The following is a 17,866-nucleotide window of genomic DNA, read 5'->3' as shown; positions in this document are numbered from 1 at the left end:
GATGCAGTGTAACGATGTCGCGCAACGAATCAAGGTTGCGAACAAAAGATATTGGCGGTCGGAGACCGACACATTCCGAACTTCCGCTTCCGGTTTAATCGCGCCCATTTTTAATGGATTCAACCTCAACCCGGCTGATTCAGGCCGTCACCAAAAACAGGTGCTGGCGACCTCCGGACGACGACTTGAAGTGGAGCGTGCCATCCGCAATGGTGCCGGCAACCGCCGCCCCGACGGAGCCGGGCCGGTCCCCAGCATTAAACAAACGCCCGGCATTGACGCCCTCAGCAAGGGGGATTTGAAATTCAGCCGCGCCTTGCACCCACAGTTCCAAAACCGCGCCGCCGGGGACCCGCCGTTCGCGTTGCACCGGCGCCCAAGCCGCCAAGGCCACGGGTTGATCGGCAAAAGTATGCGTCCGACCGTCAATGGCAATCTGCGCACAATCGTAACCAGCAAAGGCGATCAACTTCTCCCGCGCATCCAAACGGAACGCGAACGCCAGCGTTCCAGTAAAATCAACCCGATGTCCACTCACGGCCAGGTCGCGTAGTTCGAGCCGGTCGGAAGGCAACGGATTCTGCGCGAGCGCTTCCTGGTCTTTCTCCGCGTCACGGTGAAATCCGCCCGACCAGCTTTCTTCGTGCGAACGGTAATGTACCGCAACCGCCGTTGTGCGGTTCGGGAACTGGCACGCCACGTAGGGCGTGGTGCGCGAGACGACGCTGGGATTGTCATTTCGGGACAGCTCCGGACGCGATTTCGGATACGCTCCCAGCGCAAGCAGAATTTCAAACCACGTCCGCACCTCCTCGCCCAGCGACGCGGCCTGATCGTCACGCGGACGAAAACCGAGAAACGTCGTCGAACCGCTGTTGCCGACGCGGCGATGCACCCCGACCGTCTGTTGATTCACCAGCGCCACGCTCTCCGCCGCTGCCTCCGCTTCGACCGGATAAGTCAAATCCACGAGGAAATCCGTGAGTACGGTTTGTGACGGCACCGACTGCAGCGCGCCGCCGAAACGAATCAACCGCCCCGGTGCAGCTTGTCCTTCGAGCCCAAAGGTCGTCCGTTTCACACCGAAAAGTTTTTGCCAGCGATCGAGAACCGGCTGGCCGGCAAAGTCGAGGCGCGGCGGCGGACCGGACCAAACCAGTTTGCCCCCACGGGCGACAAACGCTTCCATGAACGCCAGCAGCTCGGCGGGCGGCAACGGTTCAAACAAAACCACCAGCGTGCCGAAACGGCGTCCAGCCATCTCAATGCGCCCGTCATCCAGCACCCGGCCGCGCTCCAACAATTTACGCGGCGTCACGTAATTTGCGTAACCGTACTGGACCATCCATGAGCCGAACCGTTCTTCGCAGGCAACCAGCGAAAGCGGATAAAGCATCAACACGTCCACGTCGCGATGTTCCGAGTCCTGCACCATCTGAAACCACGGACTCGCCGACGCTCCGAAAGCATCGCAGACCGCTTGATGCCGACGATACACTTCGCCCGGCATCCCCCACGCCGCCGCGTAAGCGTAGGGGACCTGATTCAAAATCCCGGTCGAACACGCCAGCGCAACGCCGTAGTAATTGCGATCCGACCAGCCGCCCTCCGCGTGGTCGTTGCCGCCCCCGGTGAGAAAATCGTTCCACGCGAAGTAATCGCTGCACGCGGACGCCGATTGCTGCACGGTGTTCGACCACAAAAAATCAGGCGTGTACTCGTATTGACGCGGCGGCTTGCGCAAACCGCCGGTGTGCCAGTAATCAATCGTCGGACTCTGCGCCCAGGTGGCATGAGCGCGCGACTCCAACTCGTGGCCGTACTCTTGCTCGGCGAAGCGCTTGGCCTGAACGAACAGATCCACGACGCTTTGCTGGAGCAGATCGAAGTAACGGTGCCGCAGCAGAAAGGTCTTTTGAATTTCATCAGCACCCGCACCCAGGACGTGTTGCGCGGGAAATCGCGCTTCCAAGTCCGGCCGGAAACCGTGTTGACCGTAGCAGAAGTAAACGAGGTATTTTTCCAGGTCGGCAAACTCGGCGCCGTAAAGTTCCGCGAACCGCCGCGACAGATTGGGCGTGAGATAACGGAAGGCGAATTGTCCCGCGTCGTGGTGACTGAAATAGCCCCAGTCCTGTTGAATGTGCATTTCGTCAGCGTAAAGGCCGTTGAGCGGCACGCCCGCCGCGTGGTAACGACCAACCAGGGCCTTGAGAAACGGCAGCGCCTGGGGACTGAAGTAATCCATCTCCGGCGTCGCATAACGCACCACAACCAGCACGCGATCCAACGCGCCGACGTTCGTATCACCACGGCCTTGCACAGTCAAACGTCGCGCCTGCGTGCTGCCCACGGATGAAGCGTCCGTCGCGATTTGCGGCGCGGCTTTCAGTTCCACAATGTCGTCGGGATTCACCACGTAACTATTCGTTCCGCCCACGCGCCGTTCCCGAAACGCAAACACGCGCACCCCGGTGCGCTTGATGTCGAAAGCGCCTTTGTTATTCGTCCAACGCCGCTGCTCCCAGAGCGAAACCGTGTATTGTCCGGTGGCCGGATCCCGGTAGCCCTCGCGATATTGCACCCAACAACCCGATTCACCGGTTTGTCGCTCGTAATCTCGGCCAATTTCCAACGGACTGAGCAGACTCAATTCAAATCCCAACCCATGATGCTTTAGTGTTTCGCCCAAGCGCGCCACGCATTGGATGTATTCATCGGTATCCGGCGTCAGCATCCGCGGCTGGCCGCCCTGCCCGGCGCGATATTGGGTCCAGAATTCGTCAAACGCCAAAATAACCGTGCGCCCGCCCGCCGCCTGGGTCTGTTCACAAACCTGACGGAGCGATTTTATATTGGGCGTCGTGCTAACGCTTAAATCCACGGCTCGATCCGGATCCTGTAAATCGCGAAGCTGTTGATCACTCACCAGAATGATGGAGCGACGAGGCAATTGAAACTGCCACGGCCCCGGAAACGTGAGGACGGAATCGGGAAGTCCCGGTTGCGGGTCCGCCCCGGCTCGACCCACCAGCAGCGGCGCGGCAGAAATGGTGAGGCTCAAGCCGCCGAGCTGTTGCAGAAACTCGCGACGCGTGCGACGAAATCGGCCCGCCGGCCCATGCCAGATGGAATCGTTCATAATTTGCCTCAGCTTGGCGGACAAGCCCATCCGAGCGCAACCGCCGAATCCACTCGTCACGGTTTCCCGTCTCACTCGACCGGCATTTGCATATGCAAGTGCTTCAACAAGTTGGCGAAGCGCTAACCATTGCGGCCGAGGTGGTCACATTCCGTTAACCAGACCGTGTCAAACAATTCTTCGAGTCGCCGCACTCATCTGTGACTTCAACATTATTTCTGCTATTCATGCGCTTCCCAAAGTGAATATGGTGTGATTGCTGCTTTCCTTCACCTCGCTATTTGTCATGCAAACATTATTTAGTTTTCTAAACGTGGCTTGGGTAAGGGCTTTGGTGATCGTCTTTTTTACCGCCCCATGCCTCACGCTTTTCATTGGATGCTCCACCAGTTCTTCGATTATGGCTTCAAGTGGAGGAACATACACAGTAACCAAGACAGGCACGACAGGATTTACACCGGTTGGAGTGCTTCGATCGAAAGCTTATGAAGCTGCTAATAAATTTGCTGCTTCTAAGGGCATGGTCGCTGAAGTCGTTTCCGTGAACGAAACTCCGCAAGCTTTTGGTAGGTGGCCGCAAGTGGATCTGCGGTTCCGTTTGGTTAGCACTACCACGGCCACAAAACAATCTGGCCAGAGTGCCCTATCAGTATCGGTTAGCACACAAGCCGCCCATGACGCTATGGGAAGGCCGTCCGATATCGAAACCGCCTTAACCGTTTCAAAAGATCAAGATTTTTACACCGAACTTAAGAAACTTGGAGAACTGAAAGAAAAAGGGCTGCTCACTGACGAAGAGTTTCAACGCGAAAAGCAACGCTTGCTCGACGCACGAACCCAATAGCTGCAAATTCAAACTCGACGTAATGGCTTCGTCCCCACTTTGCATCGCACTATCGCCACCTGTAACGCAACGCATCCGCCACACCTTCGACTATTTCAATTTCACCAGGAGTCATTCCTTCGCTCATCCTTAGCCTATTTCTCATCAATCCATTCTGAGGTTGCTACGTGAAAACGAGACAGTTTCAAAGAGCGCCTCTTTTCAGTAACATTTCTTTTCGCGCTTGAGCGGGACGGCTATCTCGGCTTACAAGAAGCAGCGACCATTATCCCGAAACCGGATGCGCCAACACGAATTGTCCATTTCATGACCGCCACCAACCTTCCTCCTTCGTCCCCCATCACTGAAGATTCCGCGCCGCCGTTCTGGCAACCCATGCTGCTCGCGGCGTTGGCGGGCGGCCTGGGTTGGGGCATTCGCGGTCAGTATGGTCACGAAACCGGCGCGATGATCGCGGGTCTGCTGGTGAGTTTGGTGTTGGTATTTTTAATGACCCCGCGCGCCTCGCTGCTGGCCGCCACGCGGGCCGTGGCCTTTGGCACAATCGCCATCGGGATTGGAGGCTCAATGACCTACGGGCAAACCCTCGGTCTGACCCAAGCCCCGGCGCTCGTTGGCCATTGGGATGCGTGGCGCTGGGGAATGCTCGGAGTCGGCATCAAAGGCGCGATTTGGATCGGCTTTGCCGGACTGTTCCTCGGAATGGGACTGGGCGGACGCCGTTATTCGTGGCGCGAAATCCTGTTATTGATGCTGGGGCTGGGCGCAAGCTACGGCCTGGGCTGGTGGCTGTTGAATCAACCTTACGATCCCGCCAATAAAATTCTGCCGCGCCTTTATTTTTCCAGTTCGTGGCACTGGCATCCCGTCGCCGGTCCGGAACTCAAACCGCGTCCGGAAGTCTGGGGTGGATTATTATTCGCGTTGCTGGCGGCGTGGCTTTGGATCGGTTGGGTGCGACGCGACCGGTTGGCGCGAAATCTGACGTTGTGGGGAATGTTGGGCGGTATTGGCTTTCCACTCGGGCAATGCCTTCAATCTTTTCACGCATGGAATCGGGAAATGTTCCAGTCCGGTTTTTGGGCGCAACTTGATCCGCTGATGAACTGGTGGAACTGGATGGAAACCACTTTCGGTCTGGTCCTCGGCGCGAGTCTGGGATTGGGGCTGTGGCTGAACCGGCGGTTAATCCGCATGGATACCGAACCGCTGGTGACGATCAAGCCGCCGGTGGAATGGCTGCTGGTTCTCGCGCACGTCACGATGTTGATCATCGGCGAGTTTACCGATATCGCCTGGGCCAACGAACTTTACGATCCGGGTTTGATCATTGCGTTCATCCCACTCGTCGCTGTGGCGGGCGGACGTTGGTGGCCGTTATTGATCGCTTTGCCCATCACGGTCATTCCGATTGCGGGCAAAACCATTCTCCGACTTGTTTACGAAGAACACGCGATGGGCGGACTCGCCGGCTGGTTATGGTATGGTGCGCTTCCGGTGGTCGCCACCACTCTGGCGGCGGTTTGGTTTGCGCGCCGGGCCAATGGCGCAACGTCGGGCCGGGAGTTCGCGCGATACGCCCTGCTGTTAAATACGTGGCTGTACTTTGGATTGAACTTCGCGTTCTTCCATTACCCGTGGTTTTGGGCGAAGTGGACGGCCCGTACGCCGAACGCAATCGTTTACACGCTCTGCGCCGTGGTGCTGACGGTTGCCGGCTTGACGATTGGTCGGGCGCGGTCCTCAGCTAAACCGGTACCTGCTTAAAATTCACCGGCACGCTGGCGAAGCCGGGACGCGGCAAACCCAAAGGCCACGAACCGTGTTCTGCTCGTGGCCTTGGCGAAAGCGAATTTATTTGCCGAGCAGATGTTCGATCACCATTTGATCGAGGTCGGCGTAATTACGATCCTTGATCAACGCCTGGGCCTGCGGCTCGTTGAACGTCCGCGCCTTTTGCACCAACCGCAGGAAGGTGCGCCGGCTGTTCTCCAGATGCGCAAGCCAGTGCTCGGGTTTGGTGGGACGGAACGGATGCACGTCAAACGCCACGTACTCGCCGCGCGTTCCGTAACCATTGCGTTCCAGAGCGCGCACTTGATTAAAGGCCACGCGCAGGTTGGCGCTGCCGAAAGGCTTGTCCTGGTCAAACTTCAGTCCGTTTTGATCGTTCAAGTGAATGGACCAGAGCTTGCCGAACGCCATGGCGAAATCAATTTCATCCGCCGGATCCAATCCCGCCAGAATCGCGTGCGCGCTTTCGATCAAACATCCCACGCGCTTCGGATCGTCGGTAAGCTGGGCCAGCGCCAGCGCGTGCCCGATGGTGGGAATGTAGGCGTGATCCATCGGCTCGTTGGGTTTGGGTTCGATGGAGATGCGGATTTTTTTGTCGTAAGCCAGCATCCGGTTGACGGCCTCGACCAGGTAATCCACGCACTTGCGGGCGTTTTTGGATTCGCGAATGTAACTGCCCTCGCGCGCCAGCCACAGCACAATCAATTTCGTGCCGAGCTGATTCGCGATGTCAATGGTGCGCAGGGAACGCTCGATGGCATACTTTCGGCACTTGGGATCGTTGCTCGTGTAGGCGCCATCAATCGTGCGGGGGTCAAACCAGAGCCGCGGGGCCACCAATTCGGCCGCCACGCCGGCGTCGTGCAACTTCTTCTTCAGCTCCCGCGTCTCCTTGCGCACTTGCGCGTCGGATTTGCTGCTGACCTCCGGCACGGCATCATCGTCATGGAACATCATCGCGTCATATCCGAGTCGCTTGAGCGCGGCGAGTTTCCAATCAAAAGTTTGCGGGGTGCGGACCGGCGGCCCGTAAGGGTCCTGACCTTCGCTGATGTTCCACGGTCCGAAACAGAATTTGTAAGTGTGCTTTGCCATAGATTACCGCTGCACATTAACCAGCCCGGCAATGAAAGGAAGTCAAAAATTGCCGGGCGTTGACTGAACCACCATTGCGGACGTGACACCGGACGCCAAACTCGCTACCACTGCCGCCATGCAGCACGGATGTCATTGGCGGTTTCATCTCCGTCAAATGCTTGGAGTGGTTGGTCTCGCCGGTTTAATGGGCGGCTACGGCGCGGCGGCGGATTCGATCACCCACACGCCATCGGGAAAAGCGGCGATTCAGCCAGTCAAGTTGCGCTGCGAATATGCCGTGAATCCGGTTGGCGTGGAGGCGGCACAACCACGACTTGCTTGGGAATTGGAATCCGCATTACCCGATCAACGGCAGTCGGCCTATCAGATTTTGGTCGCGTCCAGTTTGGAACGCCTGCAGGCCGATGCGGGTGAGATTTGGGATTCTGGTCGGGTGAGTTCCGCCGCCTCCGTCCACGTCAAATTTGCCGGTCAACCGTTGCAGTCGCGACAACGCTGCTGGTGGAAGGTGCGGGTTTGGGACGGCGCGAACCACGTATCGGACTGGAGCCAGCCCGCCCGCTGGGAGATGGCTTTGTTGCGACCCGAGGATTGGCGGGCGCAATGGATCGGCAGCGGTCCGGTGAAGGAACCGCGTCCGCCGGAAGGCTTTTTCATGAGCGTCAAAACGCACACCAATCTGGTCCGGCAAGTGCAGGTGGACGGACGCTCGACGTTGTTGCGAAAATCGTTTGTTGCGGCGAAACCGATTCGCCGCGCGGAAGTTTATGTAACTGGGCTGGGTTACTACGAACTGCATTGCAACGGCCAGCGCGTCGGCGATCAGGTATTGACGCCAACCAAGAGTAATTACCGGCAGTGGGTGTATTACGACATCTACGATGTGACGGCCCAATTGCGGAGCGGCACGAACGCGCTCGGCATCCAGCTTGGCAATGGCTGGTTCAATCCGGAAAAGAAATGGTGGGAGCCGTATCGCATGCAGTGGTTCGGCGCGAAACGCGCCTGGTTGCAACTGCACCTGGACCACACCGACGGCACGTCCGAATTGATCGTGACGGACAGCTCCTGGAAAACCGCGCCCGGCCCGATCCAATCCAGTTGCGTCTTTGACGGCGAAGTTTATGACGCGACGCAGGAACGACCGGGTTGGGATCAGCCAGCGTTCAACGATTCCGGCTGGGTGAACGCCCACGTTGTCGAACCGCCCGGAGGCCAGTGGGTGGCGCAGCTCATGCCGCCGATTCGCGTGGTGGAACAGCTCAAACCGGTGAGCGTGAAACAGCCGAAGCCGGGCGTGTTTGTTTTTGATCTGGGACAAAACTTTTCCGGTTGGGCGCGCTTGAGGGCGACCGGACCGCGCGGCACGCGAATCACCTTGCGCTACGCGGAAGATTTGCGACCCGACGGCATGATTGACGTAACCAGCAACGAACGCGCGCTGGCCACGGATGTTTACGTGATGAAGGGACAGGAACGCGAAACCTACGAGCCGCGCTTTACGTTTCACGGATTTCGTTACGTGGAAGTCACCGGTTTTCCCGGGGGGCCGCGACTTGAAGATCTGCTGGGCTGCGTGGTGCATACGGATGCCGAAAGCGTGGGTGAATTCGAATGTGATAACGAACTGATCAACCGCATTCACCGCGCCACCCGCTGGTCGCAACGCAGCAATCTCATGGGTTACCCGATGGATTGCCCGCAACGTGACGAGCGCCTGGGCTGGTTCGGTGACGCGATGGTTTCGATGGAAGAAGCCATGTTCAACTTCGACCTGCCGCTGGTTTATCGGCAATGGTTGAACGGCGTGCAGTTGAATCAAAACCCAACGAACGGCGACATCTCCATCGTTTCACCGCGACCCTACCTTCCCGACGAACCCGATCCGAACTGGAGCAGCGCCTACCTCGTGATGTTGTGGCAGTATTACGGTCATTACGGCGACACCGCTTTTCTGGCGCGGCATTTCGATTCCATGCGGCGCTACGTGGATTACCTTGGCACGCAGGCGACCCATCACATTCTGCCGCAATACTGGATTGGGGATTGGGGCACGATTGTGGAAGGCTGGCAGGAAGGCGAACCCGTTTCCGCAGTGACGGGCTTTTACTATCTCGACACTTTGATTGTAGCCAAAGCCGCGGAGGTGTTAGGCAAAAAGGCAGAAGCCGAACGCTACCGCGCGCTCGCGCAAGCAATCCGCCACGCGTTCAATGAACGCTATTTCGATCGCACCAAACGGCAGTATGAAAACGGCACGCAATTCAGCAACGCCTTTCCCCTCTTCCTCGGCTTGGTGGATGCAACCGACCGGGAAGCCGTGCTGAATCATATTCTCGCCGATCTGAAAAAACATCAGGACCACTTCAACGTGGGCGTGCTCGGCGCCAAGTATCTGATTGATGCCCTGACGGAATCCGACCGCGCTGACGTCGCGTTTCAACTGGCTACGCAAACGGGTTTTCCCAGTTGGGCGCAACTGCTGGAAGGCGGACGCACAACGCTGTCCGAGTTCTGGAATCTCAAAGGCTCCCACAACCACGTCATGCTGGGCAGCATTGATGGCTGGTTCTATCGTGTGCTGGCGGGAATTCAACTGGATGAAGCGCAACCCGGTTTCGAGCACATCATCGTCAAACCTTACCTGCCGGAAACCATGTCCTTCGTGCGCGCCAGCACACGGACGGTGCGCGGACGCGTAGCTGTGGCTTGGGAAAAACAAAGCGACGCCCTCCAGCTTAAAGTCAGCATCCCGGTGAACAGCCGGGCCACAATTCATGTGCCAACGACCATTTCCCAATCGGTGCAAAGCCTTCCGCCATTGAAACCAACGCGGACTGAACCCCAAGCCGCCGTGTTTGAGGTGGGTTCGGGAAACTACGAATTCCGGGTGTCGCAGGATCGCTAAGCCGGAACGATTCGATTGGAGTTTGGGTGGAACGGGCCACTGGCCCGTTCCGGCTTGGTGATCTTTGCGTTCTTTGCGGTTTCAACCAGCCCGCGGGAGAGACGACTTCCACGTCGTTCCCAACTCATCAGGGAGATATAACCGCGAAAGACACGAAATACGCGAACGGGAAGGCAAGGGAATGATTGGCAAAGGAATGGGGAATGGGGGAGCACCGCCGTCTCGGCGGTAGTCGTTCGCGTCTCGCGGACGACATCCGGCTCGGATAAGCTCGCGTCGGCCCAGCAGCGGAATTCACCCTACATGAATTGGCAGATTGACGCGATGCAGAGTCCGCATATTTTAGCCGGATGATTTTACTCAGAAGCGGCCGGCGACGACCTCTCGTTTTATTGGCGCTTTCACTCGCGTTATCACCCTTTCTGTCTTACGGGCAAACTCCGGAATTTCGCGCCGCGTGGGCGGATGTCTTCCACGTCGGCATGGGCAGCACGACCGAAGTGGACAACATGGTCAATACGCTGGCCAACGGTCACTACAACGCGGTAATCGTGCAAGTGCTGGCTTACATGGACAACACGCCTGCTTCGCACGGAGCGCATTGGAAGTCCGCCATTCTGCCCTGGTCTTCGCGCGTCAAAGCGAATTTTGATCCGCTGGCCTATCTTTGTCAGCAAGCGCACGCCAAGGGCATCGAAGTCCATGCCTGGCTTGGCGGCAGCGGCGGCAGCATGTATCGGGTTTCCAACGTCTGGCCTCCCGCCGGTAACGCCACGTTGGCCGCGCACCCGGAATGGTTTGGAGTTCCCCGCGACAACAGTGAAGGCGGTTCAGTGGTTGGCTATCTCGTCGGCTCGACCACTTACTACACCTTGGACATGGGTTCACCCGATGTGCAGGAATATCTTGTGAGCATCATTCGCGAACTGGTGACGAACTACCCGATTGACGGGGTCAATTGGGACGATGAAATTGACGGGCCGGTTTACACGGCGGGCGTCGCGTTCCCGGCCGTGAGCGCGGATGTTTATCCCAACTCCGGTTTGGCGCGTTATCGTCGAAATACCGGTTACGTCGGCACCCCGAGCGCTACGGATGCTGGTTACAACAATTACCGCCGTCGGTTCAAAAATGAATTGATGGCGCGCATGCAGGCCGAGATTCAATCCATCAAATCCAATCCCCGCCAACCATTACGCCACACTTCGGCGGCGCTGGCGTACAGTCCGGTGCCGGCTAGTTGCGATTTCACCACGTCCACGCCGTATCTGTATTACTGCGATTGGGCGAACATGCTCAAGAACGGCTGGGTGGATGCCGTGATCCCGCAACTTTACGCGATCAGCACTTACTACACATGGAACGATCGCATCGCCGCCTGTTGGCAATACAATCGTCACGTCTATCCCGGTATCGGTGCGTATCTGAACACCGATCCCACCATTGCGGCCGCCATCAACTATTCCCGCAGCAAAGGTTTGAAGGGAAATTCAATTTACTCCTACGCCGTGCCGACTTCAGCCGATGGCAGCGGCAACGGTTGGTGGAGTTACGTCGCGGCGAATGTTTACACCAACGTGGTCGGCACACCGCCAATGCCGTGGCGTAACCCGGCCACCGCCACCGAAGGAATTGTTTGGGGGCGAGTAAAAGACTACCTCACCGATCAGTACGTGGATGACGCCATCGTCACGATGGTGGGCGGACCGACTGTGCGCACGGATGGAAATGGCTATTACGTCGCCACCCTGGTATCGGCCACCGCCAGCGGCACTGCGCATCTTACAACCGCGGGTAAAAGCGGAATGACTTCGCAATCCACCAATGCCATTGCCCTGGCGGGCGACGTGGTGCGTTACGACTTTTTGTTGAACGCGCCCACACCGGCACCGCCCACGATCGTCAAGCAACCGCGCCATCGCACGATTTTTGCGGGTGAAAGCGCGCACTTCGCCGTGGTGGCCAATGGCAGCCCGGCGCCCGGCTATCAATGGCGGTTCAACGGCACCAACCTGCCCGGCGCCACGCAGGCGGCAATTACCTTCAGCACGGTGGCTTTCAATCAAGCCGGAGATTATTCGGTGATCTTGACCAACAGCCACGGTGCGGTCACCAGCGCGGTGGCCACGCTGAGCGTGCATGCGCCCGTTCAAATGGGCGGTTGGCAGACCAACTGGATGCTTGCGCCGTATTCGCGTCCTTATCTCACAACCAATTCGCTGCCGATGCAACGCGGCCTGGCGCTCAATCCGGCGACGCAACATCTGCTGCTGGTGAATCGCGAACCGCTGCAAGTACCGGTGCTGGATGCGACCACGGGCGCGGACTTGCATCAGTTGAGTACGGATGGAATATCCGGCGGCACGTATCCGCTGTTGATGATCGGAGTGGCGAACGACGGCGCTGTCTATGCCGGCAACCTCACCGTGGCGGGTGCGACCACCGATTTCAAACTGTATCGCTGGGCCAATGACGAACCGAATACGCTGCCAACTCTCGCTTTCTCGGGAGATCCGGGCGCAGGCGATAATCAACGCTGGGGCGACACTCTGGCTGTGCGTGGTGCCGGGGCGAACACCCAAATTTTGCTGGGGTCACGGGCGGCAAATGTCGTTTCCATTCTCACCACGACCGACGGCCTGAACTTCACCGCGCGCAAAATTACGGTTGCGGATGCCGACCCCGCCGGGCCGTTTGGTTTGGGCATCGCGTTTGGCACCGGAAACACCTTCTGGGGCAAGGCCACTTCACAAAATCTGCGCCAGGTCAGCTTTAATCTTGCGGCGGACACCGGCATCACGATCCGCAGCCACGGCGCGCCGGAATTTCCCAACACGCTCGCGCCGCTCGGAGTGCATACCGTCTTGAATCTGCTCGGCATCATCAACGTGGGGGCGACGGAAAATCAGTTTCGGCTGTATGACTTGGCGTCAGTAGCACCGACTCAAATTGCCACCGCGAATTTTGCCTCGGACAACAGCAACTCCGGCTCCGGCACGGGCGGCGTGGCTTTCGATTACGATCGCGTTTACGCCCTGGGCGCCAACAACGGCATCATCGCGTTGCAACTGCTGCCGACGGCAATTCCCCCCACCATCGTGGCCGACCCGGTCAATCGTTCCGTCAAGGTGGGCACGAATGTCACCTTCACGGCCAGTGCCGGCGGTACCGCTCCGCTCGCGTATCAATGGCAATTCAATGCGACGAACCTTCCCGGTGCGACGAGCAACGTCCTCGCGCTCACTGGTGTGGATTGGCCCAACGGCGGTCAATACGCCTTGGTGGTCACCAACATCGCGGGCAGCGTCACCAGTGCGCCGGCGTTGCTGACCATTCTGCCGCCGGATCCGGCGCATATTGATTCCGTGGTTTTATTGCCGGATGGCCGCTTGGAATTCTCCGCGAGCGGCGACATGGGCCATTACTCGATCGAAGTTTCCACCAACTTGTTCGATTGGACGGAACTGACCGTCGCACCCAATACCAACGGCACCTTCTTCTGGCTCGATTACACCACGAACGCGCCGCAGCAGTTCTTCCGCGTGCGACATACCGGTCCGTAACCATCACATACGAACATTGATTTGGTCATTACGACATGAAGATTGGGTTTCGGGATTGGGGAGCGCACCCGTCTCGGGTGCCGTTCGACGCGTCCCGCGTCGAACACCAGATGATTCGGATTGACCCAAGCCGGTGTGATTCGATTGGAGTTTAGGTGGAACGGGCCACTGGCCCGTTCTGTCGGGCTACCAGCCCGGCAGTCGAACGCAAAGAGTACGATGCGACGAGGAGGCAGACTGCAAACTCCACCCTTCTCGCTCGTAGTTCCGGCTTCAGCCGGCAGCAACGCAGTCACTCGGTAATACGCTTCCTTGTGCTTCGCCCCCGCCTGAAGGCGGGACTACAAACTTTGCCCTCCTCGCTCGTAGTCGAAGGCCGGATTACGAGCGAATGGCGAATTGATAGGAAAAATGATCCGCGATTTAATCCGCGATTTAAGGTTGCATTGATTTTCGGGTCGTGCTCTCCTCGCCGTATTCGCCATGAACACCCGCTTGCACGATGACGATTTCAGCAGCACCACCTGCTTGGTGACTGCGGGGGAAGGTTTGGCGGCCAGTTACCGGTACGATGCGTTTGGGAAATCTCGCTGGTGTCAGCAGCAGTTTGGCGCTGGCTCAACCTCTACCGCCAACGACTATGCCAGACCTCAACCATCAGCCCGATTTACCAGGGTCTTTAACCGGACAGTAGTGGACAAATTTAGTGAAAAAACGAAGCTTGAAAATTGGGTGGCTGCTTATCACGGTCGGAGCATTTGTATTTACTTGTATCAAGATAGATGCTGACCCAAACCGCGATTTGGATGTTTTGCTCACTTGGCTGATGCTTGTGTTAAGCTTTCCAGCCAGCTTGATTGGGGTGTACATCAATGCTGCTGTCGGATTTGGTGCTTCGGATGCCATCTCCAATTTACCTGAGCGCGTTCAGATTTTTATGGTTTGGTTTGTTTTTTGGATTTGCGGCTTTTTGCAATGGTTTGTTGTTCTGCCGTTTTTGACTCGTCTTTGGCGCAAACGTAAAGGTAAAGAGGCCACCCATTAGGGCGGGCTGTCGCACCGCTCTGGTGCGCTGCATTTGCGTCGCGGAGTACACTTGACGCAATTCACCAGCGGGCGTAAAACGAGGCACAGCAATCAATGAGCATCACCGCGAAACACGCCAACCACGCGAAAACTGGGACGGGAACAACAGGTTACTCGGTTGCCATTTCCTTTTGCGTGTTTCGGGTGGTTCGCGGTTCATCCGTTGGTTGGCCGTCGCAGAGTTGTAGTGGCTCGGATGACGGCGCCGACAATTGATTCACACCTTCTGACCACATGCTCAACCCTTGTGGTGACCAAATGCTGCCCAGTTTTACGAGCCTCACGAAAACGAGGTCGTGGGTTGGGGAGCGCACCCGTCTCGGGTGCCGTTCGACGCGCCCCGCGTCGAACATCGGATGATTTGGATTGACCCAAGCCGGTGTGATTCGATTGGAGTTTAGGTGGAACGGGCCACTGGCCCGTTCTGTCGGGCTACCAGCCCGACAGTCGAACGCAAAGAGTACGATGCGACGAGGAGGCAGACTGCAAACTCCACCCTTCTCGCTCGTAGTTCCGGCTTCAGCCGGCAGCAACGCAGTCACTCGGTAATACGCTTCCTTGTGCTTCGCCCCCGCCTGAAGGCGGGACTACAAACTTTGCCCTCCTCGCTCGTAGTTCCGGCTTCAGCCGGTAGCAACGCAGTCACTCGGTAATGCGCTCCTTGGTGCTTCGCCCCCGCCTGAAGGCGGGACTACAAACTTTGCCCTTCTCGCTCGTAGTCCAAGGCCGGATTACGAGCGAATGGCGAATCGATAGAACAATGATCCGCGATTTAAGGTTGCATTGATTTTCGAGTCGTGCTCTCCTCGCCGTATTCGCCATGAACACCAGCTTGCACGATGACGATTTCAGCAGCACCACCGGCTTGATGACTGCGGGGGAAGGTTTGGCGGCCAGTTACCGGTATGATGCGTATGGGAATCTCGCTGGTGCCAGCGGCAGTTTGGCGCTGGCCAACGTGTACCGGTTCAGCAGCAAGGAATGGCATCTGAACAGCGGCCTGTATTACTACGGCTACCGCTTCTATTCACCCAACTGGCAACGGTGGCTAAACCGGGATCCACTGGGGGAGAGGGGCTTTACAACACTCGTCAAACACAAAGGCTTTAAGAAAGCGCACCTTGCTCCCCAAATGGCCGAGTTGTCACAAGGCCCGAATCTTTACACGTTTGTTGGTAATTCGTCTGTGAATCGGTTCGACCGCTTCGGACTGAAATACTCCGAAGAAGAGTGCGCCGACTTGCTCAATTTAATGGATTTCCTGTTTACCCTCAGAGGTCGAGCTGGCGTAGACGACAACACACTTCAAAAAGAGATAAACAGACTTCAAGATGAGTATGACGAAAACTGTGGTGATGACGACGACGGCGACAACCCCCAGCTCAATCCCCTTCCTGTTCCTGGTTGTTCGCGTAAGGAGGAGTCGCAACCAGCCCTAAGTTTTTGCCAGCGCCATCCTTGGGTATGCGGCGGTGTAGTAATCGGCGTTGGTGTCGCTATCGGATGTACTGTCTGCCCGGAATGTTGCGTAATTGGGGTCATAGTCGGTGCACCTGTCGGAATATGAGTGACCTTGCCGAGAGCTTGTTGACTGCATTCCAAGCTTACGACGCATCTAAATTTGCGGCGCTCGCCGAGAGGCTGCACCACTCAGTAACCGACAGACGCGAAACGGCAAAGCGGCTCGTTGAGATTGTCTGCGAAGCTGACGTTCGGCGTGCGGAACGCGCCGTTATGGTGATGAGTATTACGGGAATGGCTTCGGAACAAGAATGGTATGAGGAGCTGGTGCAAGCGGCCGAAAAAATTTTCACGCCACAAGCCCTTTCTGAGTTGGTTGACGAAGAGCAACAGCGAGCACAAAAGTCGAAGAGAGCGTTTGGGCCGAGAATGCGCCTGTTACAGGGTGTCGTTCATGCGCTCGCTCGAAAATCCCAACCGCGTGCCGTGGCACTCTTGGACAACATCGAGAATTATCTTACGGGGACTTCCTTACAGCCATACGTTAGCAAGTGGAGGAAAAGCGAGGGTTAATTTTACGGCTATTTCGCCAAACGGTGTGAAAGAATCTAGCGGCACTGAGGCCGCGCTGGAATAGGTCGGCCACCCGCGCCTGCCGCGCCGCTCTGGTGCGCTGCATTTGCGTTGTGGAGTACACTTGACGCAATTCACCAGCGGGCGTAAAACGAGGCACAACAAACAATGATCTCCACCGCGAAATACGCCAATCACGCGAACGCCATCCAAGCGGGACCGAGGGAGCGCGGTAATCTCAAGCGGAGACGGTTTCCACCTCACCCCAACCCTCTCCCCCATCGCGATGGCGGAGAGGGAGAATGGTTTCGCGTATTTCGGGTGGTTCGCGGTTCATCCGTTGGTTGGCATGGTTACAACGCCGGGAATGGCAACTGGAGCACGCACAACTACTACCATGCGGATGGGAATGGGAACATCACCTACCTGATGACTGCGGCGCAGGGGTTGGGAGCGAGTTACCGGTATGACGCGTATGGGAACACGCTGAGCAGCAGCGGGACGTACGCGAGTGCGAATACCTACCGGTTCAGCAGCAAGGAACAACATGAACGAAGCGGCCTGTATTACTACGGTTACCGCTTCTATTCACCCAACTGGCAACGGTGGCTAAACAGAGACCCGTTGGGAGAACCTGGCTTTGAATTGGTGCAACGTATCGCTCCATTCAGATCGCATCCGTATATCCGAATTCCTGCCGAGATCATGGAAGGGCCAAACCTTTATGCCTACGTTGCGAACAACCCGATACTGCTCGTTGATCCGTATGGGCTGAGTTTTTGGGGGCGCGTTGGAAATGGATTAACCGGCGCTGCGACCGGTGCAGGCACTGGTGCATTAACTGGAGCGGGTGTCGGCGCAGGAATTGGCGCATTGGGGGCAGGAGTAGGTGCAGGCCCGGGAGCAGTAGCTGGAGCGGGGGCGGGGGCGATTGCGGGAGCAATAGGAGGATTTGTCGCAGGCGTTCTCTCAGATCCATGCTTCAAACCGGGCAAGGCTGCGGGAACAGGCGCACTCAATGGCGGATTGGCGGGGCTAACAGGAGGTGCGGGAGCGGTCGGCGGAGTTGGCTGGGGTATCGCGGGCGGAGCAGTTGCAGGCGGAACTTCTGCTGGATTGAGCACAGGTGGCGACCCCTACGCGATTGGAGCTGGTGCGTTCCTGGGAGGCGGGTTCGGTGGGCTTGGTGCAGTTGCGGGTGACCTCGGAGAGATTGGCGAATATACCTTTTACGGCACGAGCGAAGTCGTCGGCCAAGATGTTGGCGGCTACATGAACCTCTTCACCAAATGAGTAATCTGACCAGAACAGTTAGATCGGCGCTTCACAAACTGAATGAGCTTCGATTGTCCGGGCGGCGGAAGTGTCAACCGGGCGAATTCCGCTTGTCTGGC

10 protein-coding genes are annotated in these 17,866 nt (G+C 57.6%); 8 read left to right on the top strand and 2 right to left on the bottom strand.

The genetic code is table 11. The features are described 5' to 3' along the window. Positions 1-139 precede the first annotated feature (139 nt). Positions 140-3,142, bottom strand: coding sequence for a hypothetical protein (locus tag M9920_11275; GenBank protein MCO5052874.1), 3,003 nt, complete (start codon positions 3,140-3,142; stop codon positions 140-142). A 286-nt stretch (positions 3,143-3,428) separates the two neighbouring features. On the opposite strand from M9920_11275, the gene M9920_11270 reads away from it, so the two are divergent. Further along, a complete protein-coding gene (locus tag M9920_11270) occupies positions 3,429-3,986 on the top strand; it encodes an SHOCT domain-containing protein (protein MCO5052873.1) in 558 nt (185 codons plus the stop codon). Between the two features lie 306 nt (positions 3,987-4,292). Next, positions 4,293-5,753 carry a hypothetical protein gene (locus M9920_11265; GenBank protein MCO5052872.1) on the top strand — a complete coding sequence of 487 codons (1,461 nt, stop codon included), beginning with the start codon at positions 4,293-4,295 and terminating at the stop codon, positions 5,751-5,753. Positions 5,754-5,840: 87 nt separating this feature from the next. Here M9920_11265 and M9920_11260 read toward each other — a convergent pair whose 3' ends face one another. After that, on the bottom strand, positions 5,841-6,878 hold the full coding sequence (locus M9920_11260) for a TIM barrel protein (GenBank protein MCO5052871.1): 1,038 nt from the start codon (positions 6,876-6,878) through the stop codon (positions 5,841-5,843). Positions 6,879-6,960: 82 nt separating this feature from the next. Between M9920_11260 and M9920_11255 the strand changes: the two genes are divergently transcribed. The 6 genes from M9920_11255 to M9920_11230 all read left to right on the top strand — a co-directional run bounded on the left by M9920_11255 (position 6,961) and on the right by M9920_11230 (position 17,765). Beyond that, positions 6,961-9,789: a glycoside hydrolase family 78 protein gene (locus M9920_11255; GenBank protein ID MCO5052870.1), complete on the top strand. Its 2,829-nt coding sequence runs from the start codon at positions 6,961-6,963 to the stop codon at positions 9,787-9,789. Positions 9,790-10,139: 350 nt separating this feature from the next. Beyond that, complete coding sequence (locus tag M9920_11250; protein MCO5052869.1) at positions 10,140-13,352, top strand: family 10 glycosylhydrolase; 3,213 nt, start codon at positions 10,140-10,142, stop codon at positions 13,350-13,352. Positions 13,353-14,058: 706 nt separating this feature from the next. Next, positions 14,059-14,397, top strand: a complete 339-nt coding sequence (locus tag M9920_11245; protein ID MCO5052868.1) for a hypothetical protein — start codon at positions 14,059-14,061, stop codon at positions 14,395-14,397. An 861-nt stretch (positions 14,398-15,258) separates the two neighbouring features. Next, positions 15,259-16,005: an RHS repeat-associated core domain-containing protein gene (locus tag M9920_11240; protein MCO5052867.1), complete on the top strand. Its 747-nt coding sequence runs from the start codon at positions 15,259-15,261 to the stop codon at positions 16,003-16,005. Then, positions 16,002-16,472: a hypothetical protein gene (locus M9920_11235; GenBank protein MCO5052866.1), complete on the top strand. Its 471-nt coding sequence runs from the start codon at positions 16,002-16,004 to the stop codon at positions 16,470-16,472. The genes M9920_11240 and M9920_11235 overlap by 4 nt, the downstream gene beginning before the upstream one ends. Before the next feature lie 168 nt (positions 16,473-16,640). Next, positions 16,641-17,765, top strand: a complete 1,125-nt coding sequence (locus M9920_11230) for an RHS repeat-associated core domain-containing protein (protein ID MCO5052865.1) — start codon at positions 16,641-16,643, stop codon at positions 17,763-17,765. The last annotated feature ends 101 nt before the right edge of the window (positions 17,766-17,866 follow it).

This window comes from Verrucomicrobiia bacterium (assembly GCA_023953615.1).
Classification (GTDB): domain Bacteria; phylum Verrucomicrobiota; class Verrucomicrobiia; order Limisphaerales; family JADLHS01; genus JADLHS01.
Note: the sequence above shows the minus strand (reverse complement) of the source record. Positions and strands in the feature narration are given on the sequence as shown.